This window comes from Bradyrhizobium sp. LHD-71 (genome assembly GCF_031157255.1).
GTDB lineage: Bacteria > Pseudomonadota > Alphaproteobacteria > Rhizobiales > Xanthobacteraceae > P52-10.
Map to the genome: position 1 here is coordinate 1 of NZ_JAVIFX010000033.1, position 23,876 is coordinate 23,876.

22 protein-coding genes are annotated in these 23,876 nt (G+C 63.1%); 9 read left to right on the top strand and 13 right to left on the bottom strand.

Annotation, left to right across the window (positions count from 1 at the left end):
• Nucleotides 1-80 precede the first annotated feature (80 nt).
• Both RCO31_RS28810 and RCO31_RS28815 read left to right on the top strand, forming a co-directional pair.
• Nucleotides 81-1,331, top strand: a complete 1,251-nt coding sequence (locus RCO31_RS28810; RefSeq protein ID WP_308971741.1) for a nucleoside transporter C-terminal domain-containing protein — start codon at nt 81-83, stop codon at nt 1,329-1,331.
• A gap of 42 nt (nt 1,332-1,373) precedes the next feature.
• A complete protein-coding gene (locus tag RCO31_RS28815) occupies nt 1,374-2,105 on the top strand; it encodes a glucose 1-dehydrogenase (protein WP_308971742.1) in 732 nt (243 codons plus the stop codon).
• 141 nt (nt 2,106-2,246) lie between these two features.
• Here RCO31_RS28815 and RCO31_RS28820 read toward each other — a convergent pair whose 3' ends face one another.
• The 3 genes from RCO31_RS28820 to RCO31_RS28830 are packed head-to-tail and all read right to left on the bottom strand — an operon-like array spanning nt 2,247 to nt 5,510.
• Nucleotides 2,247-3,800, bottom strand: a complete 1,554-nt coding sequence (locus tag RCO31_RS28820; protein ID WP_308971744.1) for a DHA2 family efflux MFS transporter permease subunit — start codon at nt 3,798-3,800, stop codon at nt 2,247-2,249.
• 2 nt (nt 3,801-3,802) lie between these two features.
• Nucleotides 3,803-5,050: an HlyD family secretion protein gene (locus RCO31_RS28825; RefSeq protein WP_308971745.1), complete on the bottom strand. Its 1,248-nt coding sequence runs from the start codon at nt 5,048-5,050 to the stop codon at nt 3,803-3,805.
• The gene (locus tag RCO31_RS28830; protein ID WP_308971746.1) at nt 5,043-5,510 is read right to left on the bottom strand and encodes a MarR family transcriptional regulator; all 468 of its coding nucleotides are present in this window, start codon (nt 5,508-5,510) and stop codon (nt 5,043-5,045) included. The genes RCO31_RS28825 and RCO31_RS28830 overlap by 8 nt, the downstream gene beginning before the upstream one ends.
• Before the next feature lie 197 nt (nt 5,511-5,707).
• Between RCO31_RS28830 and RCO31_RS28835 the strand changes: the two genes are divergently transcribed.
• A complete protein-coding gene (locus RCO31_RS28835) occupies nt 5,708-6,529 on the top strand; it encodes a phytanoyl-CoA dioxygenase family protein (protein WP_308971747.1) in 822 nt (273 codons plus the stop codon).
• 5 nt (nt 6,530-6,534) lie between these two features.
• On the opposite strand, the gene RCO31_RS28840 is transcribed toward RCO31_RS28835, so the two are convergent.
• Nucleotides 6,535-6,852, bottom strand: coding sequence for an usg protein (locus RCO31_RS28840; RefSeq protein ID WP_308971748.1), 318 nt, complete (start codon nt 6,850-6,852; stop codon nt 6,535-6,537).
• Between the two features lie 356 nt (nt 6,853-7,208).
• Between RCO31_RS28840 and groES the strand changes: the two genes are divergently transcribed.
• The 3 genes from groES to RCO31_RS28855 all read left to right on the top strand — a co-directional run bounded on the left by groES (nt 7,209) and on the right by RCO31_RS28855 (nt 11,381).
• Entirely contained in the window at nt 7,209-7,523 is a 315-nt protein-coding gene (gene groES, locus RCO31_RS28845) for a co-chaperone GroES (protein WP_308971749.1), read from the top strand.
• Nucleotides 7,524-7,671: 148 nt separating this feature from the next.
• The gene (groL, locus tag RCO31_RS28850; RefSeq protein ID WP_308971750.1) at nt 7,672-9,309 is read left to right on the top strand and encodes a chaperonin GroEL; all 1,638 of its coding nucleotides are present in this window, start codon (nt 7,672-7,674) and stop codon (nt 9,307-9,309) included.
• A 263-nt stretch (nt 9,310-9,572) separates the two neighbouring features.
• A complete protein-coding gene (locus RCO31_RS28855) occupies nt 9,573-11,381 on the top strand; it encodes an NAD(P)/FAD-dependent oxidoreductase (RefSeq protein ID WP_308971751.1) in 1,809 nt (602 codons plus the stop codon).
• Between the two features lie 187 nt (nt 11,382-11,568).
• Here RCO31_RS28855 and RCO31_RS28860 read toward each other — a convergent pair whose 3' ends face one another.
• The 3 genes from RCO31_RS28860 to RCO31_RS28870 all read right to left on the bottom strand — a co-directional run bounded on the left by RCO31_RS28860 (nt 11,569) and on the right by RCO31_RS28870 (nt 14,718).
• Complete coding sequence (locus tag RCO31_RS28860; RefSeq protein ID WP_308971752.1) at nt 11,569-12,015, bottom strand: hypothetical protein; 447 nt, start codon at nt 12,013-12,015, stop codon at nt 11,569-11,571.
• A gap of 8 nt (nt 12,016-12,023) precedes the next feature.
• A complete protein-coding gene (locus RCO31_RS28865) occupies nt 12,024-13,628 on the bottom strand; it encodes a GMC family oxidoreductase (RefSeq protein ID WP_308971753.1) in 1,605 nt (534 codons plus the stop codon).
• Between the two features lie 106 nt (nt 13,629-13,734).
• Nucleotides 13,735-14,718 (bottom strand): tripartite tricarboxylate transporter substrate binding protein, encoded by a 984-nt coding sequence (locus RCO31_RS28870; RefSeq protein WP_308971754.1) that lies wholly within the window; start codon nt 14,716-14,718, stop codon nt 13,735-13,737.
• Between the two features lie 148 nt (nt 14,719-14,866).
• On the opposite strand from RCO31_RS28870, the gene RCO31_RS28875 reads away from it, so the two are divergent.
• From RCO31_RS28875 to RCO31_RS28885, 3 genes are all read left to right on the top strand, one after another.
• Entirely contained in the window at nt 14,867-16,540 is a 1,674-nt protein-coding gene (locus RCO31_RS28875; RefSeq protein WP_308971755.1) for an MFS transporter, read from the top strand.
• Between the two features lie 255 nt (nt 16,541-16,795).
• Nucleotides 16,796-17,764 (top strand): DUF72 domain-containing protein, encoded by a 969-nt coding sequence (locus tag RCO31_RS28880; protein ID WP_308971756.1) that lies wholly within the window; start codon nt 16,796-16,798, stop codon nt 17,762-17,764.
• A 24-nt stretch (nt 17,765-17,788) separates the two neighbouring features.
• Nucleotides 17,789-18,259, top strand: coding sequence for a DUF488 domain-containing protein (locus RCO31_RS28885; protein WP_308971757.1), 471 nt, complete (start codon nt 17,789-17,791; stop codon nt 18,257-18,259).
• A 58-nt stretch (nt 18,260-18,317) separates the two neighbouring features.
• Here RCO31_RS28885 and RCO31_RS28890 read toward each other — a convergent pair whose 3' ends face one another.
• The 6 genes from RCO31_RS28890 to RCO31_RS28915 form a co-directional block, all read right to left on the bottom strand.
• The gene (locus tag RCO31_RS28890; RefSeq protein WP_308971830.1) at nt 18,318-19,634 is read right to left on the bottom strand and encodes an adenylate/guanylate cyclase domain-containing protein; all 1,317 of its coding nucleotides are present in this window, start codon (nt 19,632-19,634) and stop codon (nt 18,318-18,320) included.
• A gap of 41 nt (nt 19,635-19,675) precedes the next feature.
• Complete coding sequence (locus RCO31_RS28895; RefSeq protein ID WP_308971758.1) at nt 19,676-20,833, bottom strand: ABC transporter permease; 1,158 nt, start codon at nt 20,831-20,833, stop codon at nt 19,676-19,678.
• Nucleotides 20,830-21,783, bottom strand: coding sequence for an ABC transporter ATP-binding protein (locus RCO31_RS28900; RefSeq protein WP_308971759.1), 954 nt, complete (start codon nt 21,781-21,783; stop codon nt 20,830-20,832). Before RCO31_RS28900 ends, RCO31_RS28895 begins: the two co-directional genes overlap by 4 nt.
• Nucleotides 21,784-21,794: 11 nt before the next feature.
• Nucleotides 21,795-22,613: an efflux RND transporter periplasmic adaptor subunit gene (locus tag RCO31_RS28905; protein WP_308971760.1), complete on the bottom strand. Its 819-nt coding sequence runs from the start codon at nt 22,611-22,613 to the stop codon at nt 21,795-21,797.
• On the bottom strand, nt 22,610-23,341 hold the full coding sequence (locus tag RCO31_RS28910; protein ID WP_308971761.1) for a TetR/AcrR family transcriptional regulator: 732 nt from the start codon (nt 23,339-23,341) through the stop codon (nt 22,610-22,612). The genes RCO31_RS28905 and RCO31_RS28910 overlap by 4 nt, the downstream gene beginning before the upstream one ends.
• A 127-nt stretch (nt 23,342-23,468) precedes the next feature.
• Nucleotides 23,469-23,816 carry a DUF4189 domain-containing protein gene (locus RCO31_RS28915; RefSeq protein WP_308971762.1) on the bottom strand — a complete coding sequence of 116 codons (348 nt, stop codon included), beginning with the start codon at nt 23,814-23,816 and terminating at the stop codon, nt 23,469-23,471.
• Between the last annotated feature and the right edge of the window lie 60 nt (nt 23,817-23,876).

Sequence of the window (23,876 nt, forward strand, 5' to 3'; positions counted from 1 at the left end):
CGTTTATGGATCAGAAATTCGCACGTTGGACTCGCGGCAACGATGGCGCGAATTTCTGATCCACGACACTAGGGCCGGGCATGCTGCAACTGCAATCTGCGTTCGGAATCCTCGCATTGATCATGATCGCATTTGCGCTCAGCGAGCGGCGTGGTGCGGTGTCGTGGACGCAGGTGGCTGCAGGCCTCGCCGTGACGCTCGTCACCGCCGTCGTGCTTCTGAAAATTCCCTACGCCGCCAAGGCATTTGCTGTCGTCAACGACGCCGTCGGAGCCGTTGCGGACGCGACGCGGGCGGGCACCTCGTTCGTGTTCGGCCACATCGGCGGCGGCCCCCTGCCCTATGACGTGAAATCGCCCGGCGCCGACTTCGTGCTCGCGTTCCAGGCGCTACCGCTCGTGCTTGTCATGAGCGTGCTGACGACGCTGCTGTTCTACTGGGGCATCCTGCCGCCGATCGTGCGCGGCTTTTCATGGGTGCTCGAGCGCACGCTGAAGGTCGGTGGCGCGGTCGGATTGTCGGCCGCCGCCAACATCTTTCTCGGCATGGTGGAAGCGCCGCTGTTCATCAAACCGTATCTGGCGAAACTGACACGCAGCGAACTCTTCCTGGTGATGACCGGCGGGATGGCGGGCATCGCCGGAACTGTGCTGGTGCTCTATTCGGTAATGCTCGCACCGCACATTCCGGACGCATCGGCACATTTCGTGATCGCGTCGGTGATCGGCGCGCCGGCGGCCATCGTCGTCGCCCTGATCATGGTGCCGGAGACCAGCGAGACAAAAACCGAGGGCGACCTCGTGACCCCGCCCCCGCCCGCGTCATCGACAATGGATGCCATCGTCCAGGGCACGACGTCCGGCCTGCAGTTGCTGCTCAACATCGTTGCGATGCTGCTGGTGCTGGTCGCGCTGGTGCACCTGGTGAACGCGGCGCTTGGCCTGCTGCCCGCCATCGGCGGTGCGCCGATCTCGCTGCAGCGCATTCTCGGCACGCTGATGGCGCCCATCTGCTGGCTGATGGGGATTCCGTGGGAGAAGGCTGTCACCGCCGGAAGCCTGATGGGCACCAAGACCATTCTCAACGAGCTGATCGCCTATCTCGATCTTGCAAAGCTCCCGCCGGACACGCTCGACGCCCGCTCCCGCCTGATCATGCTCTATGCGATGTGCGGCTTTGCCAATTTTGGCAGCCTTGGCATCATGATCGGCGGATTGACGACGATGGCGCCGGAGCGGCGCGAAGACATCATTTCGCTCGGCATGAAGTCGATCGTGTCCGGCACGCTGGCGACTTGCCTGATGGGAGCGATTGTTGGAGTGTTGACCTGATCGATTGGTGACGAACAAGAACAACAGCGGGAGCAGCGCAAAATGGCACGGTTCGATGGCAAGGTGATCCTGATCTCAGGCGGCGCGCGCGGACAGGGAGCGGCGGAAGCGCGGCTGCTCGTCGCCGAAGGCGCCAAGGTCGTGATCGGCGACGTGCTCGAAAAGGAAGGCAATGCGCTGGCCGCGTCGCTCGGCCGCGCCGCCGTGTTCCTGCGTCAGGACGTGACGAGCGAAGCCGACTGGGACAAGGCGGTGAAGGCAGCGGAAGCTTGCGGCGGTCTGCACGGGCTGATCAACAATGCCGGCATCTACCAGCCGAAGTCGCTGCTCGAGACCGACACGGAGCTATGGGAACGCCACATCCGCATCAACCAGCTCGGCTGCTTTCTCGGCATGAAGGCCGTCGTTCCGGCAATGGAGCGTGCAGGCGGCGGTTCGATCGTCAACATCTCCTCTGGCGCGGGCTTGCGCGGCTCGCCGCAGGCCTTCGCCTACAGCGCGACCAAGTGGGCGTTGCGCGGCATGACGAAGTCGGCGGCTATCGACCTCGCGCGGAAAAGCATCCGCGTGAATTCGGTGCATCCGGGACCGATCGACACGGAGATGCTGAACGTGCGCACGCCGGAGCAGAACCAGGCGCGGCTGAAGATGGTGCCCATGAAACGCCAGGGGACGGCCGAAGAGGTCGCCCAACTCGTGCTGTTCCTGCTCTCGGATGAGAGCACCTACATCACCGGCGCCGAAGTCGCCATCGACGGCGGCGTCACGGCCTAGGCGGTCGACCAGAGCTCTCCACCGCCATGCCCGTGAAGGCGGGCTTGCGATCAAGGCTCATGAGCGCTCAAAGACGGTGCAGCAGGCGTCGTCCCGCTTTCGCGGTGACGACGTCCAGAGTGTGGTTGCGGCCTTCCCAGCTCAATCGTGGATCGCGGGCGCAACATCGGCGCCCGCCTGCGGCTTGTCTTTCTTCAGGAACAACACCAGCGGCATCGCGACCAGCGCCGCGATCATCAGGAACTTGAAGTCGTTGATATAGGCGATGACCGCCGCCTGTCCGGTGACGAGCTGGTCAAGCGCCGCGCGGCCAGCCGCGGTCCACGGGCTGAGCGTGTTCAGCACCGCCGGATTTTCGAAGGCGCGGTTGAACGGATTGACGTAGTCGGCAATCGTCGCATGATTGACCTGCGTGTTACGCGTCAACAGGTAGGTGACGATCGAAATGCCGACCGCGGCGCCCGTGTTGCGGGACAGATTGTACATTCCCGCCGCCTCGCCACGGCTCTGCGGCGGCAGTGTCGCAAAGGTCACGGTGGTCAGCGGCACGAACAGGAAGCCGAGGCCGGCGCCCTGCACGAAGCCCACCCAGGCGATGGTCCACTCCGACACCGCAGGCGTCCAACCGGTCATGGTGTGCATTGACCACGCCGTGAGGCCGAGGCCGATCAGCAGCAGAATGCGGGTGTCGACCCTGCCCATCATCCGTCCGACCACGAACATGCAAACCATGGTGCCGAGCCCGCGCGGTCCCATCACGAGCCCTGCGGTGACGATCGGATATCCCATCAGCGACTGCAGATACGGCGTCATTAGCGCCATCGAGGCAAGATACGAGATGCCGATGATGAAGATGAACACGACTCCGATGGCGTAGTTACGGTCAAGGAACAGCTTCGGGTTCACAAACGGATTGTTCGCCGTGAAGATGTGCACGAGGAAGATGTACAGCGCGCCTGCTGCAATCACCGCCTCGATGAGGATCTCGAGCGACGAGAACCAGTCGAGCTGGCTGCCGCGGTCGAGAAAGACCTGCAGCGCGGCGAGAAACACACTCAAAGAGCCGAAGCCGAGCCAGTCGAATTTCGGCGTGGTGCGGCTTCTCGTTTCGTACATGAAGATCGAAATGCCCGCGAAGGCAAGCGCGCCGAGCGGAAGGTTGATGTAGAAGATCCAGCGCCAGTTGAGATTATCCGTCAGCCAGCCGCCGATCACCGGTCCCGCCACCGGACCGACCATCACCGCGACCCCGAACACGCCCATCGCCGCGCCGCGCTCCTTCACCGAGAAGATGTCGAGCAGCACCGCTTGCGCAATCGGCACCAGCGCCGCGCCGAAGCAGCCTTGCAGCAGGCGGAACAGGACAATCTCGGTCAGCGACTGGGCTGCGCCGCACAGCATCGAGGTGACGATGAAGCCGCCGACCGAGATCAGGAGAACGCGCTTGCGGCCGAACCGGCTGGTGAGAAAGCCGGACGGCGGCGTCATGATCGCGGCGGCGACGATATAGGAGGTCAGCACCCAGCTGATCTGGTCGGCGCTTGCCGCCACGCTGCCCTGCATATGCGGCAGCGCGACGTTGGCGATGGTGGTGTCCAGCGCCTGCATGATCACGGCCAGGATGACGCAGCCGGTGATCGCGATACGATTGATCCCCGGCGGAATGACGCCTTCATCGTAGACGGCGCCGGCCATAGCTATGCTCCGGCCTCACCGAAGCCGAACAGCTGCTTGAGTGCCACCGGCACGCCGCGCGGGTGGCCGGTCTCGATGCTGAGCTCGACGCTCATGCCCATGCGCAGTTGCGGCTTGTCGGGCGCGCTGTCGAGCCGCACCCGCATCGGAATGCGCTGCACCACCTTCACCCAGTTGCCGCTGGTGTTCTCCGCAGGCAGCAGCGAGAAGCTCGACGCCGAGGCCGGGCTGACGCTCTCCACCGTGCCGGTCCATTGCACGCCGGGATAGGTATCGACCTCGACGACCGCTTTTTGTCCCGGCCGCACATAGGTCAATTCGGTTTCCTTCGGCGACGCCTGCACCCACAGCCGGTCGGTCGCGACGATGGCGATCGCGCTCGTGGAAGCGGCCAGATACTGGCCCGGCTGCAGCGACGGCACCTTGGTGGCAATGCCGGCGATCGGCGCGCGCACGGTCGTATGGTCGAGCTGGCGCGCAGCCTCATCGCGGGCGGCGAGCATTTCCTTGTACTTCGGATAGTCGTCCACCGCGGCGCTCGGCGCACCGTTCAGCGAGGCGGCGATACCCGCGAGCTGCTGCTGCAGCGATACGAGCTTCTGCTGGGCCACCTGTAGGTCCCGGCGCGCATTATCGAAGCTCGCCTGCGGCGTGAAGTTGTTCGCGGCGAGCTGCTGCTGCCGCTTGAAGGTCGCGCTGGTGTAGTCGATGTCGGCCTGCGCCTGAAGGATCTGCGCCTGCATGTTGCGGTAGTTCGCCTGCGCGGCGAGCAGGTCGTTGCGTGTCGAGCCGAGCTGCGCGTTCGCGCGGTCAAGCGCCAGTTGAAACGGTTTCTTGTCGAGCGTGAACAGCACGTCGCCGACCGCAACCTTCTGGTTCTCCTTCACCGCGACCGAGCTGACGATGCCGGCGACGTCATTGGCGACGCCCACCATATCCGCTTGCACATAAGCATTGTCGGTCGTCATCGTCGCCCCGCCCGTCACATAAAGATAGGCGCCGACGACGAGCGCGACGGGAAGCAGCGCGAACAGGACCGGCCGGATCGGAAACGACCGGCGCGACGGGCCTGGCGCATCAACGGTCGCCGCCTCCTCCGCCGGCGATTGCCGCGCACGGGCATGCGGCTGGCTCGCCTCCGGCTGGCTTTCGGCCACGGAGTCGTCCCGCGCTGACGCCGGCGTCAGACGACGCACGTTTTCGTCCGCCGCACTTACATCCTTGATTGCACTTTTCTCGGTCTTAGCCATTGCTCGCTCGCTCTTGCACAGGCGGCGTCGCACAGGCACTCGCCAAGTTGCTCTTGAGTGTGGTGAGAAGTTTCAGAAGGCGCTCGCGGTCCGCTTCGGCGATGCCGGACAGCGCTTCGCTGCGGGTGCGGTCGCCGAGCACCTTCAGTTCGGCGAGCTTGGGCTTCGCCTTCGCCGTCAGGCGCAACAGCCAGATCCGCCGGTCGGATGCGTGCGGCAGCCGCTCGACCAGCCCCATCGCTTGCAGCTTGTCGACGATGCGGCCAAGCGTGATCGGCTCGATTTCGAGCAGCTCCGCCAGCCCGCCCTGATGAATGCCCTCGTTGCGGTCGAGATAGGCCAGAACCTGCCATTGTGAGCGGGTCAGCCCGGAGCCGCGTGCGTTCTGCTCGAAGCGCTTGCGGAGCAGCCGTGCAACATCGTGCACCAGAAAGCCGAGTATCCGTTGGTGGTCGTGCATGAATTCAGGCCCCGGCGCGCAACCGGAGCAGCCGGGGCGCCATGGAAAAATGATAAGCATGCTTATAATCAGCGTCCTTAGGGACGACAAGCGGGAATGACGTCGGGTGGGAATCACGTTTTTATGACCACGAAACGCCTCGAATCCCCTGCAAGTCCGGCAATCGCGCGAGCGGCAGACACAGCATGGATGATGAGATGCAATTCGAGAGTGAAGGATGGGCGCTGTTGCCCCGCTTCCTCGATGCGAGCGGACTCGCAGAGCTCGCACCGGCTGTCGACAGGGTCCTCGCCCTCCAACGGCCGTCCTGCATGCAGCGTCCGGGAAACGATCTTGTGCCGCTGCGATGGAACGACGAGATCGTCGCGAGCGTGCTCGGGGCCGAGCACCTGATCGCAGCGATCCGCGACTTGCTTCGGACAAGGCAGCTTGCATGGATCTCCGGATACGTCTCGACCAAAGAGCCGCACAGTCCGGCGCTGTGGTGGCATCAGGACTGGTGGTGCTGGGATCATCCGGTCAGCTACACCCGGCCGGCCAGCCAGATCGCGCTTCTTTGCTATCTCGGCGAGACGGATGAGATGAGCGGCGCACTGCGCCTCCTGCCCGGCTCACACCATCGAAGCGTACCGCTGCATGCAACATTGCCGGAAGCGCATGGTGGCGACGCCAACGCGCTATCGTCCGCTCATCCGGCGCTGAATGACGATCCCGGACAGGTGACGGTCAATGTTCGGGCGGGAGATGTGGTCATCATCGACTACCGGCTGCTGCACGGTACCCATCCGAACGCGAAGCCGTTGCGCCGCGATTGCATCCTGTTGTCGTTCGTTCCGGACTGGGGGCGGCTGCCCGACGACATCAAGGCGCACCTCGCGATGCACCCGGCGCTTCCAACCGATGCCGAGCGTCAGCGCAGCGACGCATCCTCATATGGCGGTTTGCTGCCGGATTACGGTGGCACGCCGGCGAGCCTGGCGGTGAACCGCATGGCGCCGGCGGCCTTCGCTGCGAGCTAACGCCGCTACTGCAGGCGGAATACGCCGTCGACCGCCTTGAAGTCCGCCGGCCTGACCAGCCGCGAATGGGCAACCGTGACCGAGAACAACGGGCCGTCCAGCTTCTGCTGCCAAAAAGCGAGAAACTCCTGCAACTTCGGAAATGAAGGAAAGAGATCGTAGTTTTGCCAGATGTAACACTGCAGAAGCCACCTGCGGTCCGGCCGACGGTAGACGATCTCCGCGGTCGTCAAACCGTATCCTTGAAGCTGCTGGGTGAACTCCCTCGACGCAACGCCACCGGACGCCGTCGAGCCTTTCGAACCAACGTCATTCCCAATCATGCCAACCTCCGTTCCGGCATGAGAAAATACTGACGCAGTATCCGGGTTCATTCCAAGTAAAAAAATGTAATAAGCTGTTGATTTTCAAGGCATTAGCAGCACCTTCGGGCAGCTGCTAGCACTTCGCTGTCAGTCAGCTTTTTCCGGAGCGCGCTTTCACTTGGCGGTCACGGTTTGGCCGTTAAGAATGATCACAGGAAAGGCTGGCAACCGCAGCCGCCGAGTGCCAAAAAATTTCGCGATCCTCTTGATCGTTCCCAGCAACTGGCTTATCTCAAGAATAGTTGGCACTCACCATAGGTGATTGCTAACACCAGTCAAAATTCAAGCAATCACAACATCTTAGGAGAACAGCGATGAAGTTTCGTCCGCTTCACGATCGCGTCGTCGTCAAGCGCATCGATGCCGAAGAGAAGACCGCTGGCGGCATCATCATCCCTGACACGGCCAAGGAAAAGCCCTCCCAGGGCGAGGTGGTCGCAGTCGGTCCGGGCGGCCGCGATGAGGCCGGCAAGCTGATCCCAATCGATATCAACGTCGGCGACCGTGTGCTGTTCGGCAAGTGGTCCGGCACCGAAGTGAAGATCGACGGCCAGGACCTTCTCATCATGAAGGAGAGCGACGTTCTCGGCGTCCTCGAAGGGGAAGTTTCGAAGAAGAAGGCGGCGTAAGTCATCGCCAATCCTCATCCTGAGGAGCCGGCGAGACCGGCAACTTGATGGATGAGGCTCATTTTCAGCAAGCACGTCATCCTTCGAGATGCGGACAAACGCCCGCTCCTCAGGATGAGGTTTCGGTAAATCGAGAGGAACGAAAGTAATGTCAGCCAAAGAAGTGAAATTCTCGGTCGACGCGCGCGACAAGATGCTGCGCGGCGTCGACATTCTCGCCAACGCCGTGCGCGTCACGCTGGGCCCGAAGGGCCGCAACGTCGTCCTCGACAAGTCGTTCGGCGCGCCTCGCATCACCAAGGACGGCGTCACCGTCGCCAAGGAGATCGAGCTCGAGGACAAGTTCGAGAACATGGGCGCACAGATGGTGCGCGAGGTTGCCTCGAAGTCCGCTGACGCCGCCGGCGACGGCACCACGACGGCCACCGTGCTCGCCCAGGCGATCGTCCGCGAAGGCGCCAAGTCGGTCGCCGCCGGCATGAACCCGATGGACCTCAAGCGCGGCATCGACCTCGCGGTCGAGGCCGTGGTCGAGCACCTGAAGGCGAACTCGAAGAAGATCACGTCCAACGACGAGATCGCCCAGGTCGGCACCATCTCGGCCAACGGCGACAAGGAAATCGGTGACTTCCTCGCCAAGGCGATGGCCAAGGTCGGCAACGAAGGCGTCATCACCGTTGAAGAGGCGAAGTCGCTCGACACCGAACTCGACGTCGTCGAGGGCATGCAGTTCGACCGCGGCTACATCTCCCCCTACTTCGTCACCAACGCCGACAAGATGCGCGTCGAGTTTGAGGATGCGTACATCCTGATCAACGAGAAGAAGCTCTCCTCGCTGAACGAACTGCTGCCGCTGCTCGAAGCGGTCGTGCAGACCGGCAAGCCGCTCGTCATCGTCGCTGAAGACGTCGAAGGCGAAGCGCTCGCCACCCTCGTCGTCAATCGCCTGCGCGGTGGCCTCAAGGTCGCGGCCGTCAAGGCTCCGGGCTTCGGCGATCGCCGCAAGGCCATGCTGCAGGACATCGCGATCCTGACCGGCGGCACCGCCATCTCCGAGGACCTCGGCATCAAGCTCGAGAACGTCACGGTAAACATGCTCGGCCGTGCGAAGAAGGTGATGATCGACAAGGAAAACACGACGATCGTCAACGGCGCCGGCAAGAAGAAGGACATCGAGGACCGCGTGGCGCAGATCAAGGCGCAGATCGAGGAGACCACCTCGGACTACGACCGTGAGAAGCTGCAGGAGCGTCTTGCCAAGCTCGCCGGCGGCGTCGCGGTGATCCGCGTCGGCGGCGCGACCGAGGTCGAGGTGAAGGAGCGCAAGGATCGCGTTGATGACGCGATGCATGCGACCCGTGCGGCGGTCGAGGAAGGTATCGTTCCGGGCGGCGGCGTCGCCCTGTTGCGCGCCACCGAGGCGCTGAAGAAGCTCCGCACCCAGAACGACGACCAGAAGACCGGTGTCGAGATCGTGCGTCGGGCTCTTTCGACGCCTGCACGCCAGATCGCGATCAATGCAGGCGAGGACGGCTCCGTCATCGTCGGCAAGATCCTCGAGAAGGACCAGTATGCTTATGGCTTCGACTCGCAGAACGGCGAGTACGGCAACCTGGTCTCCAAGGGCATCATCGACCCAACCAAGGTCGTGCGCGCGGCGATCCAGAACGCGTCTTCGGTCGCGGGCCTGCTCATCACCACCGAGGCGATGATCGCTGAGCTGCCGAAGAAGAACCAGCCGGCGGCGATGCCTCCGGGCGGCGGCATGGGCGGCATGGACTTCTAAGTCCGGCCGATCAAGCGGTACAAGAATGCAAAACCCCGGCAGCAATGCCGGGGTTTTCGTTTGGTGGCCCTCGTTGCGGAGCCCCGCCCCTTCGCCACTGGAAACGTTCCATCCGCCGGTACAACGACGTTTGCGATTTCGCATGGGCCTACGGCAGCACTGCCGACACCGTTTGCCTTGCGTCCCCGCAGACGCGGCTACAAAAATAGCGCCACAACAATCGAGTCAGAACAGCCCGGCGGGACAACGGCAAGGAAACAGCAATGGCAGATACATCGGCAGCAACCCAGCCAGTTCAAGCGCCGGAGCCGGCAGAAGCCCGTCCATCCCGGATCCGGAACTTCGATCCGCTGAAGCCGCCGACCGACAAGCCGCAGTCCTACTACGACGACATCAAGAAGAAGTTCGCCGAAGAGCGCGATATTCGCCTCGGCTACCGTCCCGAAGGCAAAGCGCAGTTCATCACCGACCTGGAGAAGGACACGGACCTCGCGAGATATGAGGTCGATCCGTTCGCCGACAAAGTCGCCGACCGCGCCCCACTCACCGACCATGTCGAAGTTCTCTGTATCGGCGGCGGCTTCTCGGCACTCCTGACAGCAGCGCGGCTGCGCGAGCGCGGCGTCGAGAGCATTCGCATTGTCGAGCGCGGCGCCGATGTCGGCGGCACCTGGTACTGGAATCGCTATCCGGGCATTGCCTGCGACACGCCCTCCTACGACTACATTCCGCTGCTTGACGAGATGGGAAAGATTCCGCCGAGCTATTACGCCAAGGGACCGGAAATCTACGCGCACTGCCAGGACATCGCGAAGAAATACGACCTGTACAAGCTGGCCGTGTTCCAGACGACGGTGAACTCAACCGTATGGGACGAGAAGGCGAAGCTCTGGCGCGTCGGCACCGACCGCGGTGACAGCATGACGGCACGCTTCGTCGTCATCGCGAACGGCACCCTGTCGCAGCCGAAGCTCTCCAACATCGAGGGCATGAAGAGTTTCAAAGGCTACTCCTTCCACACCTCGCGCTTCGACTACGACTACACGGGGCACGATCTTTCGAAGTTGAAGGACAAGGTCGTCGGCATCATCGGCACCGGCGCCTCCGCCGTGCAGATCATCCCGCGCGTCGGCGCAGCCGCGAAGGAGCTCTACGTCTTCCAGCGCACGCCGTCGGCGATCGACATCCGCGACGACGTGCCGACCGATCCGCAGTGGGCGGCGAGCCTGCAGCCAGGCTGGCAACGTGAACGGCGCATGACCCACATGCGCGGGCCGCAGCGTACCGAGGAAGAGCTGATCGAGCTCGCCAAGCTGCCGCGCGAGGAGAAGATCCGGCGACAGGAGAACTTGAATATCGAGCACATGATGCGCATTCACCGGCGCGTCGACGAGATCGTCAAGGACAAGGCGACGGCAGACGCGCTGAAGCCCTGGTACATGCACCGCTGCAAACGGCCGACCTATGACGACGTGTATCTGCCGGCGTTCAACCTGCCGAACGTGCATCTCGTGCACACGAAAGGCCAGGGCATCACCGAGATCAACGAAAAGGGACCGGTGTTCGAGGGCAAGGCATATCCGCTCGACTGCCTGATCTACGCCACCGGCTTCGTCGTGCAGAAGACCGGCATCTACAACGAGATCCGCGGCGTCGGCGGGCTCGAACTGAACGACAAGTACAAGGACGGCATGCGCACCGTGTTCGGCGTGCATTCGAGCGGCTATCCGAACCTGTTCATCATGGGCGGCTATCAGGCCTCGTTCCAGTTCAACCTGACCTTCATGCTGCAGACCCAGGCCGACCACATTGCTGAATGCATCTCCTACGTCCGCGACAAGGGCCACGCCCTGATCGACGCGGCGCCGGAAACCGAACAATGGTGGGTGGACGAGGTCATCAAGAACCGCGGCCGGACCAACCGCAGCAAGGACTGCACGCCCGGTTACTACAACTTCGAGGGCGAGGACCAGCGTCGGCAGGACGGCAACTACAACGGCACGTTCCTGCAGTATTACGAGCACATGACCTTCCTCAAGAAGGACATGGAGAAGCACTATCAATTCGGGTGAACGCCGTCATCGCGGGTGAAGGGAAGCGGCAAGCGTCATTGCGAGCGTAGCGAAGCAATCCAGCTGCGCGCCGGCAGGCGCGCTAAAAGAAAGCTGAGTCGCGGCGACGTGCGCGTTTCTTAGCTTGCGCGCTTCGCGCGCGCTGGATTGCTTCGTCGCTTTGCTCCTCGCAATGACGAAAGCGCCCTCACTTCACCCGTCGCCAGAGCGGCTTTCGCGCGCGCACCGGATCGAGCAGCGACAGGTCGCCCTGCTCTACCATGTGGCCTTTCGGGAACGGCGCCCGCGGCTCCTGGCCGAGCGCGTGCATCACCCGGTCGTCGCGGTAGTAGCAGAGCAACACGATGCGAACGAGCGAGGCGAGCGGAGTTCCGCCCTTCTCACGAAAATCAGTGGCGACGTCCTTACGGCGTTCCGGTGTGAGATCAGCGAACGATCCGTCTGAGTATCGCCTCAGGTCCGCCAGTGCGCGGCGCACGTCGTCGATGTCGCGTTCGAGGCTCTTGCAGATGTCGCCGAAGATCAGATCGTCGTCAGCGCCCGGCACGCCGTAGGTCGCACTCGAAGGGATCATGTATCCGGCAAGCGCGCGCAGGTCGCGGGCTTCATCGGCGGTCAGATCGTGGTTTCGCATCTTCGGTCTCAGTCGAACAGGTTGGCGTTGGCGAGCCGCTGCTTGATGCTGTCGGCAATGTAGAGCGCCAGCGCCTGAATGGTCGAGGTAGGGTTCACGCCGCCCGACGTCACCCAGATGCTGCCGTCGACGATGAAGAGGTTTTTCACGTCGTGGCAGCGCCCCCACTCGTTGACCACCGAGCGTTCGGGATCAGTGCCCATGCGCGCGGTGCCAAGCAGGTGCCAGCCGCCGTTCAGGATCGGCACCTCGCCGCCGAAGATGGTGGCGCCGGCGGCCGTCAACACCTCCTTGGCGCGGGCGATCGAGTGCTCCATCATCTTCAAGCTGTTCTCGCTGATCGTGTAGTCGATCTTCGGCGCCGGGATTCCGTTTGAATCCTTCAAGGTGGGATCGAGCGTGACGCGGTTGTGCTCTTCGGGCAGGTCCTCGCAGATCGCCGACATGCTGATGCGATGGTTCAGAAGCCGCCGGTAGACGCGATGGTGGTCGTCGCCCCACGGCAAACGGCCGGCATTCGTGGAAACGATCGCCTCGAGAATCGACGGCACGCCACGGCCGAACTGAAACGTATACCCGCGCACGAAGTCACGGCTCGGATCGGTCTCGTAGAATTCCTGGCTCCACAGACAGAGCGGCGGGCCATGATTGCCGTCGAGCGGCTCATCGACGTAGCCGTATGTCTGCGCATAAGGATGAAGCATCAGGTTTTTGCCGACGAGGCCGGACGAGTTGGCTATTCCGTTTGGAAACTTTCCCGAGACGGAATTCAGCATCAGTCGCGGCGTACCGACGCCGTTGCAGGCGATGATGACGACTTCGGCGCCCTGGAAATGCTCCTTTCCTTCGCCGTCGTAATAGACGACGCCTGTCGCCATGCCTTGCTCATCGACCGTGATCTCGCGCACCCGACAGAGCGTACGCAACTCGATGCCCGCGCGGAGCGCATGCGGCCAATAGGTGATGTCGGTGGAGGCCTTGGCGCCCTGCGCGCAGCCGGGCGTACAGTGGCCGAGGTTGATGCAGCGTCCGCGACCATCGTAGTCCACGGTGGCTATGGTCGAGTCCGAGACCCACCAGTGCCAGCCAAGCTGGTTCATGGCCTTGCCGAAGCGCGCGCCGGACTTGCCGAGCGGCAGTGGCGGCATCGGCGGCTCCTTGGGCGGATAGGCAGGGTCACCCGCCAACCCCGAAACGCCCATCATCCGGTCGTTCTCGGCGAAGAAGGGTTCCAGCGTTTCGTAGTCGATCGGCCAGTCGTCAGCGACGCCATCGAGCGTGCGCACCTTGAAGTCCGACGGGTGCAGGCGCGGATAGTGCGCCGTATACATGATGGTGCTACCGCCGACCCCATTGAAATTGACGATCTTGATCGGCGAGTTGTCGTCGTTGATCGGATAGTCCGTCGGCCGCGCGCGGCGGTTCGGGCTGGTGGCGAAGTCGCTGAACAGCCGTGCCTCCCAGTCCCGCCCGTTGCTTGGATAATCGGTGGACTTCACCCAGTCGCCCTGCTCCAGGCAGAGAATCCGCATCCTGGTTTCGGCAAGGCTCCAGGCAACAGCTGCGCCCGATGCCCCGGACCCGATAATCAGCACATCGACTTTGTCGTGCATGGCGTTTCCCCCGGCGCCTTGTCGTCGACCATTATCATGAGTGCGCCGGCGGTCGCACACATTTCATTGCAAGCTTTTGGTCAATGCAAACTGTCTTGCGCTGCCATCACTGCGGCTCGATCGCTCTCAGGTCCGCTTCCCAGAATTTCGCGTCGGCCTTGAAATGCTCCGCGATCTTGTCCGGCGCGATGACCCACGGATCGTTGCCCGCGCCGCGTATCTTCGCCACGTAATCCGAATCCTTCGAGGCCTCGGTAATCATCGCCTGAAGCTTCTCGACCACCGGCTTCGGCGTATTGGAGCGTGCAAACAGTGCGACCCAGGCCTCCCCTGTGACGGACGGCATTCCAAGCTCCTTGAAGGTTGGAATATCCGGCGTCAGCGCCGAGCGTTCGTCGGTCGCGATCGCGATCGGTTTCAGCTTGCCGTCCTTCAAAAACGGTGCGCCGGCCGAATAGGCGAAGAAGCTCATTTGAATGTCGCCGGTCAGTAGCGCCGTGGCGAGCTCGGCCGCGCCCTTGTAAGGGATCTTCTCGATCTTCAGTTTCGACGCGCGCAGGAAGCGATCGGCAAGCAACTGGACCTGCCCGCCCGGTGACAGCGCGCCGATATTGAGCTTGTTCGGATTCTTCTCGGCATAGGCGACGAGCTCGGCGAGGTTCGAAACCGGCAGACTTGCGGGTACGAACAGGATGTAGGGATGCCGTGCAACCGGTCCGACCGCGACGAAATCCTCGGCCTTGTAGCCTGGATTTTTCATCAGGATGAGGTTCGCGGTGATCGGCAGGGTTGCTATCAGAAGCGTATGTCCATCGGCCGGCGCATTGAGCACGTGCTGGATGCCGACCAGCGTGTTGCCGCCAGGCTTCGCTTCGACGATCACCGGATGGCTCAGCTTCTGCTTGCGCAAGGCCTCGCTCATGAAGCGGGCGAGGATGTCGTAAGGGCCGCCCGCCGTGTACGGGGTGACCAGTGAAATCGACCGTGTCGGGAAATCCTGTTTCGAGAAGTCCTGGGCCGCCGCACCGACCTGTCCCGATATCAAACCCACCGCAGCCGCAGCAGCAGCAAGCCAGTGAACAACGCGCATGTAACCTCCCTTGCGACCGCTTTCAGGCCATTCTTTTGCGAGACGATGCTATCGCAGGCACGATTTTTGGAAAGGCCAAGAATCGGCAGGCTTGTGCCATAGATCGGAACGCAAGCCCCGTTGGTGATAGCTAGGAAACAAGGAGAACATGTTCAGGGACGATGAGGTCGGCGCACCGCTGCGTCAAAGCCTGTTCCGTCGTATCTGGCTCGCCAGCCTGCTGTCGAACTTCGGGTCGTTGATCCAGGGCGTCGGCGCGGCCTGGGCGATGACGCAGATGGCCGCGTCCGCGGAGCTGGTAGCGCTGGTGCAGACTGCAGCGATGCTGCCGGTCATGCTGATCTCGATCCCGGCAGGCGCGATCGCCGATATGTACGATCGCCGGCTGGTTGGGCTCGTCGCGCTGGCGATGACGTTTGCAAGTTCCATTGCCTTATCGGTGCTCGCCTGGTTCGACATGCTGACGCCGATCAGCCTGCTCGTGTTCTGCTTCCTGATCGGGAGCGGGATGGCGATGTTCGGGCCGGCCTGGCAATCGTCGGTCAACGAGCAGGTGCCGCCGAAGATGCTGCCGGCGGCGATCACGCTGAACAGCATCAGCTTCAACATCGCGCGCAGCTTCGGCCCGGCGATCGGCGGCGTGATCGTTGCGGCCGCCGGCGCGGTCGCCGCATTCGCGGCAAACGCCCTTGCCTACATCCCCATTCTCGCCGTGCTCTACTTCTGGCGGCGCAAGCAGGTGCCATCGCGGCTGCCGCCGGAGCGGCTGGACCGCGCGATCATCTCCGGCGTCCGTTACATCGTTCATTCGCCGGCGATGCGCACCGCGCTGATGCGCTGTACGCTGACCGGCGCCCTCGGCGGCTCGATTTTCGCGCTGCTACCGCTGCTGGTGCGCGACGTGCTTGACGGCGGCGCGCAATCCTACGGCGCAATGCTTGGCGCGTTCGGCATCGGCGCGATTCTCGGCGCATTCTACGTCAGCGATATGCGCGGCAGGTTCGGCAGCGAGGCCTCGCTGCGCGCGGCGTTGCTGGCGATGGGCATCGGTACAGGCATTGCCGCGCTGAGCCGCATCCCTGCGCTGACAGCTCTTGCGCTGGCTCTCGCCGGCGCCGGCTGGATGATGTCGATGGCGCTGTTCAACATTTCGATACAGATGGCCGCGCCGCGCTGGGTGTCCGGCCGCGCACTCGCCGGCTTCCGTTCCTCGAACTCGGCCGGTCTTGCGATCGGAAGCTGGGCCTGGGGCTACCTCGCCGTGCACACCAGCATCGACACGGCGATGCTGGTCTCCGCCGTTGCGATGCTCGCCTCGCCGCTGGTCGCGGTCTGGCTGCGCATGCCCGAGGTCGATGCCGCCACGCAGGATGCGTCGCGGCCGGTCGTCGATCCCGAGGTGCGACTCGACCTGACGCCGCGCAGCGGCCCGGTCGTGGTTGAAATCGAGTACCGCATCGCGCAGTCACGGGCGCGCGCGTTCTTCGAGATCATGCAGCAGGTGCAGCTCAACCGGCAGCGCAACGGCGCCTATGGATGGTCGATCGCTCGCGACGTCACAGATCCTGAACTATGGACCGAACGGTACCACTGTCCCACCTGGTACGATTACTTGCGCCAACGCAGCCGACCGACCGACGCCGAGCGCGCGCTGCAAAAGACGGCATCCGACATGCACATCGGCCCCGAGCCTGTCCGCATCCGGCGGATGCTGGAACGGCCGTTCGGCTCGGTGCGCTGGAAGGACGACACGCCGGAAGTCGGGGCCGCCGCCAACGTCATCCCGATCGCGGCGCAGACGCCATCCACCAGCGGGACGTGACCGGCATGTCGCCAATGTCCTCGCCGTAACCGTGCCAGCCATGACCGTGTTAAGAGGGACTGCGCTACGTTCGCACACCCCAAAAATGCCAACGACCACGGCACGATCCCATCTCGCGCGTACATCCGGCGCAGGGGATCAGAGCGTGGTCGTCCCGGCGACAGAACTTCTCAAAGCATCACTCCGCTTTTCAAAGCATCGACATCGCCGTTAGATGCCATATGGTCATGGAATTGCGGTTTTCAAGAGGCGACGATGGCAAAAAGTTCCAGCACGACGAAGGCGCCCAAAAAAGCCATCAAGAAGAAGACGGTCAAGGCCGCAGCCAAACCGGCGCCGAAGACCGCAAGCGCTAAACCCGTGGCCAAAGCCAAGGTCGCCGCTGAAGTCGTTGCGCCCGCGTCCACACCGAAACCTCAGACGATTGCCGGCGGCGGCAACGTCTACACCGGCATCGGTGGCTGGACATTCGAACCGTGGCGCGGCGTCTTCTATCCCGATGGTCTGCCACATACCAAAGAGCTGGAATACGCGGCAGCCTGCCTCACCTCGATCGAGATCAACGGCACCTTCTATCGCACGCAGACGCCGGCAACCTTCCACAAATGGGCTTCGGAGGTGCCGAACGGCTTCAAGTTTTCGGTCAAAGGCGTGCGCTATGTCACCAACCGCAGCGTGCTGGCCGAGGCCGGCGACTCGATCAAGCGGTTCATCGATTCCGGTGTCCTCGAGCTAGGCGACCGGCTCGGGCCCCTGCTCTGGCAAATGAACCCGTACAAAAAATTCGACGAGGCCGATTTCGGCAAGTTTCTCGAGCTTCTGCCGCCAAAGGTCGGCGACCAGCAGCTGCGCCACGTGGTCGAGGTGCGGCATGACAGTTTCAAGACACCCGCCTTCATCGCGCTCCTGCGCCAGTTCAATGTCGGCATCGTTTACTCCGAGCACGAGACGTACACCGAGATCGCCGACATTACGTCCGACTTCGTCTATGCCCGGCTGCAAAAGGGCGACGACAATCTCGTGACAGGGTATCCACCGGCCGCGCTGGACGCGTGGGCCGAGCGGCTAAAGGTTTGGGCGCAGGGCGGGCAGCCGGACGATCTGCCGCGCGTCGACGGCACGGATACGCCGCGAACACCGCGCGACGTCTTCGCCTACGTGATTCATGAGGGCAAGGTGCGTGCGCCTTCGGCCGCAATGGAACTGATCAAGCGGCTGGCGTGAGCGAATACTTCCGGAGCGATTGCGATGGCAAAGAATTCGAGAACGAAGCGCCTCTTCACCATCGGCTATGAGCAGACGCCTCCAAAGGCCGTTCTCGATGAGATCGAAAACGCCGGCGTAAAGCTCCTGGTCGACGTGCGCGCAGTCGCCTCCTCGCGGCGACCGGGATTCTCCAAGGGGCAGCTCGCCTCCGGCTTGAAAGAGCGCGGCATCGGCTATCTGCATTTGCGTGGGCTCGGCACGCCAAAGGAAGGACGGCTGGCTGCACGTTCCGGCGACATCAAGGCGCTTGAGAAGATTTATGCGAAGCACCTGAAGACACCGCAGGCGCGAGAAGGGATGGACGAACTCGCAGCGCTCGTCGACAAGTCAGGTCCGGTCTGCATTCTCTGCTACGAGCGCGATCATACAAACTGCCATCGCAGGTTCATTGCCGAGATCATCGAGGCGCGCGATGGCGTGGCGATCGAGAACCTGGTCGCGCCGCAGATTTAGTGCTGTGCCGCCCAAGTCATTGCGAGGCGCGCGGCGACGAAGCAATGACAAAAAGCGGCTAAGCGAGCCGCCAGACCGCCACCGGCTGGTCATAGCCGCGTACGGCGATTTCGCCGAGCGATACGGCGTTCCCGCTTCCGTCGCGCGCCGCCGCGTAGACGTTCGAGGACACCAGGAGCTGCGAGCCGTACTCCTTGTTCAGCGCTTCGAGCCGAGCCGCAAAATTTACCGTATCGCCAATCACGGTGTACTCCTTGCGCCGAGACGAGCCGACGTTGCCGGCCACGACCTCGCCGATATGAATGCCGATGCCGAGTCTGAGCGGCCAGTCGCTCGCAGCATTCTCCCGCTCCATCGCCTGCAGGATCTCCCGCGCCGCGGTGACCGCGCGATTGCCCGCATCCGGATCCTCGAGTGGCGCGCCGAACAGCGCGAGAAAGCCGTCGCCGAGGAACTTGTTGACGATGCCGCCATTACGATCGATGACATCGACCAGCACTTCGAAGGCGCGGTCGAGACGCTGCACCACCTCCTCCGGCTTACGCTGGCGGGCCGCCGCAGTGAAGCTGCGGATATCGACGAACATCACCGCCACGTTGTGTCGGTCAGCCGCATCATCGGATTTCGCGGTCAAAAGCCGCTCGACGACCTGCGGCGACACGTGCTGGCCGAACAGGTTGGTGACGCGGTCGCGGGCCGTCGCGGCCGCGATGCTGGAGGCGAACTGCCGGCGAAGCTGCGCCGCGACGGCACCCGCAAGCACACCACCTCCAAGCAGTACGACGCTTCTGGCAACGTGGAAACCAACCTCTGACCACGGATCGTAGGCCGACGCATGGAACGCCGGAAAGAACATCGCCATGGCGAACATCTCCGCGGCCGCGACGGCGCCCGTGAAGGTCGAAAGCCAGAAGTCGAGCCGCAGCGTCGAAAGGGTGATGAACATGAAGTAGAGCATCGGCACGATGAAACCGAGCGCGCGTTCGTCGCCCATATGCATCATCTGTACGCCGAGCACGATGGTCGGCAGGCTGGTTTCGACCAACGCGTTCAAATAACGCCGAATGTAGGGAATGTCGTGGCGGTGATCGCGCTCCCACGAGACGACAGCGAGCGCGATCGACTCGACGATGATGAACGGCACGAAGATCGCGTAGAGATAGAACAGACTGAACTGCTTCTTCCAGACTTGCTCGACGAACTGCGGGTGCAGCCAGGACACGGTCGTCACCACCGCGAGCCCAATCACCGAAGTGACAATCAGCGCCTTCATGCGCACACGTTCGGTGTTCAGCACCTCGCGCACGAACGCCCGGCTGAACTCCGGTGACACCTCGCCTCGCCATGCGGCCTGCGGCCGCCACCAGCTTCGCAGCCTGTCCGATGGATGTGCGATCGAGATCAAGTCTCGGGCCCTCAATCAAGGGTGCGGCGGAAACGCGTCACGGCGATCGTCATGGCGAAGAGGGTCAGCCCCAACAGCATCAGCGAATCGTACCGAAGATTCTCAAGCGTCGCTCCCTTCAGCATGATCGCCCGGACGATACGGAGATAATGCGTCAGCGGCAACGCTTCGCCGATCCACTGTGCCCAGCCGGGCATACCGGCGAACGGAAACATGAAGCCGGACAAGAGGATGTTCGGCAAAAAGAACATCATCGACATCTGCATCGCCTGCAGCTGGTTCTGCGCCAATGTCGAGAATGTGTAGCCGACCGCAAGCATCGAGGTAATGAACAGCGTCGAGAGCAGGGCCAGCGCCATCAGGCTGCCATAGATCGGCACGCCGAACAGCGACGTCCCGAGCCCGATGATCAGCGCCGCCTGCACGAATCCGATCAATACGTAGGGTATGATCTTGCCCATCATCACCTCGACCGGCCTGATCGGCATCGACAGCAGTGCCTCCATGGTGCCGCGTTCGAGTTCGCGCGTCACCGAGAGCGCGGTGAAAATCAGCATGGTCAAGGTCAGGATCGTGCCGGTCAGACCCGGCACGATGTTCAACTGCGACGCGCCGGCCGGGTTGTAGCGTGCGTGCGCCCTCACCTCGAACGGCGGCGGCACCACGTCCCCGGCGACACGGTCGTGCATCAGCGCGGTCTCGGTTATCCTGCCCAAGGCCGCCATCGCCGAGCCGGAGGCGACCGGGTCGGTCGCATCTGCTGCGACCAGCAGGGCCGGATGCTCGCCGCGCCTCACCGCACGTTCGAAACCGCGTGGAATCTCCACCCCGAACAGCACCGTGCCTGATTGCAGAAGGTTGTCGAACTCCTCGACCGTGCGCACCTGATGTGTGAAACGAAAATAAGCCGTGTTCTGCAGCGCCTTCAGCACCGAGCGTGCGAGGTCGCTGTCCTCCTGCAGCAGCACCGCGGTCGGCAAATGACGCGGTGTCGTATTGATGGCATATCCGAATAGCAAGAGCTGCATCACCGGGATCATCACGATCATCGCAAACGAGACGCGATCGCGCTTGAGCTGGATGAACTCCTTCACCAGCATCGCGAACGTGCGACGCAGCGCACCGAACGGCGGCTCGCGTCGCTCAGCCATGCGGGGCGTTATGCTCATCGGAAGTTGTCCTGCGCGCGGTTCATCAGCTCGATGAACACGTCCTCGAGCGACGGCTCGCTGCGCTCCCAGGTGAGATCGCTGCGCGCGCGATAGTGAGCAATGCTGGCCTCCAGCGCCTGCTCGTCGCGCCCTGACACGTGCAGGCTGTTGCCGAACGGCGCGACCATGTCGATGCCGGGCTTGCCGGCGAGCTCCGCCTGCAACCCGTTCAACTGCGCGCCGTTGACCGTGTAGGTGATCAGCGCCGAATGCGCGATCACCTCTTGCACCGTGCCGTGGGTGAGCAGCTGGCCGTAGGCGATGTAAGCGATTTCATGGCAGCGTTCGGCCTCGTCCATGTAGTGGGTGGACACCAGCACGGTCAGACCGTCCGCCGCCAGCGCATGAATCTCGTTCCAGAATTCACGGCGCGCCTTCGGATCGACACCCGCGGTCGGCTCGTCCAGCAGCAGCAGTTTCGGGCTCGGCAACGTACAGGCGCCGAGCGCCAGCCGCTGCTTCCAGCCGCCCGACAGCTCGCCCGCGAGTTGCTCCTCGCGGCCGTTCAGGCCGAGCCGCGTGATCATGTCGCGTGCAGCGCGGCGCGGACTTGTAAGCCCGTAAAGCCGGGCCACGAATTCGAGGTTCTCGCGTACCGAAAGGTCCTGATAGAGGCTGAACCTTTGCGTCATGTAGCCGACATGCCGCCTGATTTTGTCGGCCTCGGTGCGAATGTTGTAGCCGAGGCAGGTGCCTTCGCCACTGTCCGGCGTCAGCAGGCCGCACAGCATGCGGATCGTCGTCGTCTTGCCGGAGCCATTCGGGCCGAGGAAGCCATAGATCGCGCCGCGCTTGACCTGCATCGACAGGTCGCTCACGACCTTGCGGCTGCCGAACGATTTCGAAAGGCCGTGGACATCGATGGCGATGTCGGTGGCAGGGGTTTCGAGAGTCGCAACGCTCTGCATGGCGGGACCTGCTATTTGTCGCTCTCGCGTTTTCGCTTTTCGGTCTCGTCCTTGCCCGTCTCGGACGCGGCAATGGCGGCACCGATCGGAGTGATGCTCACGGGCTGGCCGACCCGCAGCAGATCAGGCTTGTTCGGACGCGCCTGCACCAGATAGACGAGCTTGTGCCGCTCCTCGAGGCTGTAGATGACAGGCGGTGTGTATTCCGCCGTGGTCGAAAGGTAATAGATCTTTGCGGTCAGATCGTCCGCGCATCCGTCGCAGGTGACGCGCACGTCCTGGCCGACGGCAACTTTTGCAAGCTCGGTTTCGGAGACAAAGAAGCGCACTTTCATGTTGCCGGGTGGCAAAATCGACAGCACCGGACGTTGCTGCTGCACCATCTCCCCTTCGCGAAAGTAGATCTGATGTATGGTGCCCGCGACCGGCGCGTTGGCGGTGCGGCGCGCCAGCCGCGTCTGCTCGCTGTTCACCCGCGCTTCGGCGATCCGCAAGGCCGAGACGGCCGCATCGTAATTGGCCTGCGTTCCGGAGCCGGTCTTGCTCAGCCACTGCGCGCGATCGAACGTCTGCTGCGCGTTGGCACGGGCTGCATACTGCTGATTGAGATCCGCCCGTTGCAGATCGTCGTCGAGGGCGTAGAGCGGCGCGCCGACCTTGACGATGTCGCCTTCGCGCACCGACAGCCGGGTCACCCGGCCCGCCTCGTCCGGGCTGACGAAAATAAGATCGGCCTCGACCCAGCCCTGGTAGCCGGCATTCTTGGGCTCGGCACACGCCGCGACGATCAGGCACAGCGCGGCGGCGGCGATGGATCTTGCGACATTCATACCGAACTCCTTCGGCCAAATATCAAATCGGCGTGGAGCTCGAGCATCGCGCTCACGTCCAACGGAGCGAGCTTGCCGAACAAGCCGTTCCAGATCACCGCGAGCATCGCCGGCGCGACCATGAGATGCGGGTATTTGATGATGTCGGGATTGACGATCTCCCCGCGCGAGATGCCGTATTGAATGAGCATCTGCATGCCCGCGACCCCGCGGCTGACCACCTCGCGATAATAGAACTCGGCAAGTGTCGGAAAGCGCGCGCCTTCGGCGACCATCAGGCGGATGATGTCGCCGCGCCGGGTCTGGTAGATCTCCTTCAGGAACATCTCGATGAACCGCTCGAACAGCATGCGGGCCGACATGCCGGCGGGCGGCGTGCCGAGACGGCCGACGATCGGGACGATCGCCGTGCGGACCAGCTCCTGAAACAGCGCCTCCTTGTCTGCGAAGTAGAGGTAGATCGTCCCTTTGCCGACGCCCGCGCGGGCTGCGATGTCGTCGAGCCGTGCCGCCGCAAAGCCATTGGCGGCAAACTCCTCCAGCGCGGCGTCGACGATCGCCTGTCGCCGCTCGGCGGCGCGAATGGCTCGCTTCGACGGTCTGACCGGCGCGTCCGGCTCGCCCGCCCGAGGCCTGGGGGGTCGTTCACGTCCGGAGCCATCTGACGTCCGCCCAGCGCCTCGGCTACCGCCTGTCTTCGATTTCGTTTTGGAGGTCGAGTCTTTCATTGCGATAATTATGACTGACTGGTCAGTCATTTTCAAGAGCAAAAAAGACGAAGGCCACATCCGCCTTCGGACCAGGTAAACGATCAAATTTGAGAAGAGTTTCCCGCTTTTTTTGCTGCGGCGCGACTTAACCGCGTGCGTCGCAGGCCCAGGCGCGGATGACACATTCCTTGCCGCCGAACCTGTAGCAGTTGCGCATCGCGCTGTTCTGGGCCGAGGAGATGCGCGGCTCGACGGCGTAGCCGTGGGCGCCGCACGGGTTCGCCATGTCGATCGACAATGCCGCACAGGCGCGCCGCATCGAAACGGTCTTGCAGTCGCCCTTGCACTGCTTGCGAGCCGCAACCATCGCCGCATTGGCGTCGCGGAAATCAAACGCGTGGCCGTACGCCCCGCATTTCCCGACGGCAAGCGCGCCGGCGGCGTGCGCCTCGATAGCACACCCGATCACCAGAACTGGAAATGCGACAGCCATAACCGTTCGAAGAACGGCGTCGCTTTGCTTGCCCATAGCCGTTCGAAGAACGGCGTCGCT

What these genes read in the sequence shown, in the direction of transcription:
- RCO31_RS28810 (WP_308971741.1), top strand. Translation starts at nt 81, where the DNA reads ATGCTGCAACTGCAATCTGCGTTCGGAATCCTCGCATTGATCATGATC.
- RCO31_RS28815 (WP_308971742.1), top strand. Translation starts at nt 1,374, where the DNA reads ATGGCACGGTTCGATGGCAAGGTGATCCTGATCTCAGGCGGCGCGCGC.
- RCO31_RS28820 (WP_308971744.1), bottom strand. Translation starts at nt 3,800, where the DNA reads ATGGCCGGCGCCGTCTACGATGAAGGCGTCATTCCGCCGGGGATCAAT.
- RCO31_RS28825 (WP_308971745.1), bottom strand. Translation starts at nt 5,050, where the DNA reads ATGGCTAAGACCGAGAAAAGTGCAATCAAGGATGTAAGTGCGGCGGAC.
- RCO31_RS28830 (WP_308971746.1), bottom strand. Translation starts at nt 5,510, where the DNA reads ATGCACGACCACCAACGGATACTCGGCTTTCTGGTGCACGATGTTGCA.
- RCO31_RS28835 (WP_308971747.1), top strand. Translation starts at nt 5,708, where the DNA reads ATGCAATTCGAGAGTGAAGGATGGGCGCTGTTGCCCCGCTTCCTCGAT.
- RCO31_RS28840 (WP_308971748.1), bottom strand. Translation starts at nt 6,852, where the DNA reads ATGATTGGGAATGACGTTGGTTCGAAAGGCTCGACGGCGTCCGGTGGC.
- groES (WP_308971749.1), top strand. Translation starts at nt 7,209, where the DNA reads ATGAAGTTTCGTCCGCTTCACGATCGCGTCGTCGTCAAGCGCATCGAT.
- groL (WP_308971750.1), top strand. Translation starts at nt 7,672, where the DNA reads ATGTCAGCCAAAGAAGTGAAATTCTCGGTCGACGCGCGCGACAAGATG.
- RCO31_RS28855 (WP_308971751.1), top strand. Translation starts at nt 9,573, where the DNA reads ATGGCAGATACATCGGCAGCAACCCAGCCAGTTCAAGCGCCGGAGCCG.
- RCO31_RS28860 (WP_308971752.1), bottom strand. Translation starts at nt 12,015, where the DNA reads ATGCGAAACCACGATCTGACCGCCGATGAAGCCCGCGACCTGCGCGCG.
- RCO31_RS28865 (WP_308971753.1), bottom strand. Translation starts at nt 13,628, where the DNA reads ATGCACGACAAAGTCGATGTGCTGATTATCGGGTCCGGGGCATCGGGC.
- RCO31_RS28870 (WP_308971754.1), bottom strand. Translation starts at nt 14,718, where the DNA reads ATGCGCGTTGTTCACTGGCTTGCTGCTGCTGCGGCTGCGGTGGGTTTG.
- RCO31_RS28875 (WP_308971755.1), top strand. Translation starts at nt 14,867, where the DNA reads ATGTTCAGGGACGATGAGGTCGGCGCACCGCTGCGTCAAAGCCTGTTC.
- RCO31_RS28880 (WP_308971756.1), top strand. Translation starts at nt 16,796, where the DNA reads ATGGCAAAAAGTTCCAGCACGACGAAGGCGCCCAAAAAAGCCATCAAG.
- RCO31_RS28885 (WP_308971757.1), top strand. Translation starts at nt 17,789, where the DNA reads ATGGCAAAGAATTCGAGAACGAAGCGCCTCTTCACCATCGGCTATGAG.
- RCO31_RS28895 (WP_308971758.1), bottom strand. Translation starts at nt 20,833, where the DNA reads ATGAGCATAACGCCCCGCATGGCTGAGCGACGCGAGCCGCCGTTCGGT.
- RCO31_RS28900 (WP_308971759.1), bottom strand. Translation starts at nt 21,783, where the DNA reads ATGCAGAGCGTTGCGACTCTCGAAACCCCTGCCACCGACATCGCCATC.
- RCO31_RS28905 (WP_308971760.1), bottom strand. Translation starts at nt 22,613, where the DNA reads ATGAATGTCGCAAGATCCATCGCCGCCGCCGCGCTGTGCCTGATCGTC.
- RCO31_RS28910 (WP_308971761.1), bottom strand. Translation starts at nt 23,341, where the DNA reads ATGAAAGACTCGACCTCCAAAACGAAATCGAAGACAGGCGGTAGCCGA.
- RCO31_RS28915 (WP_308971762.1), bottom strand. Translation starts at nt 23,816, where the DNA reads ATGGCTGTCGCATTTCCAGTTCTGGTGATCGGGTGTGCTATCGAGGCG.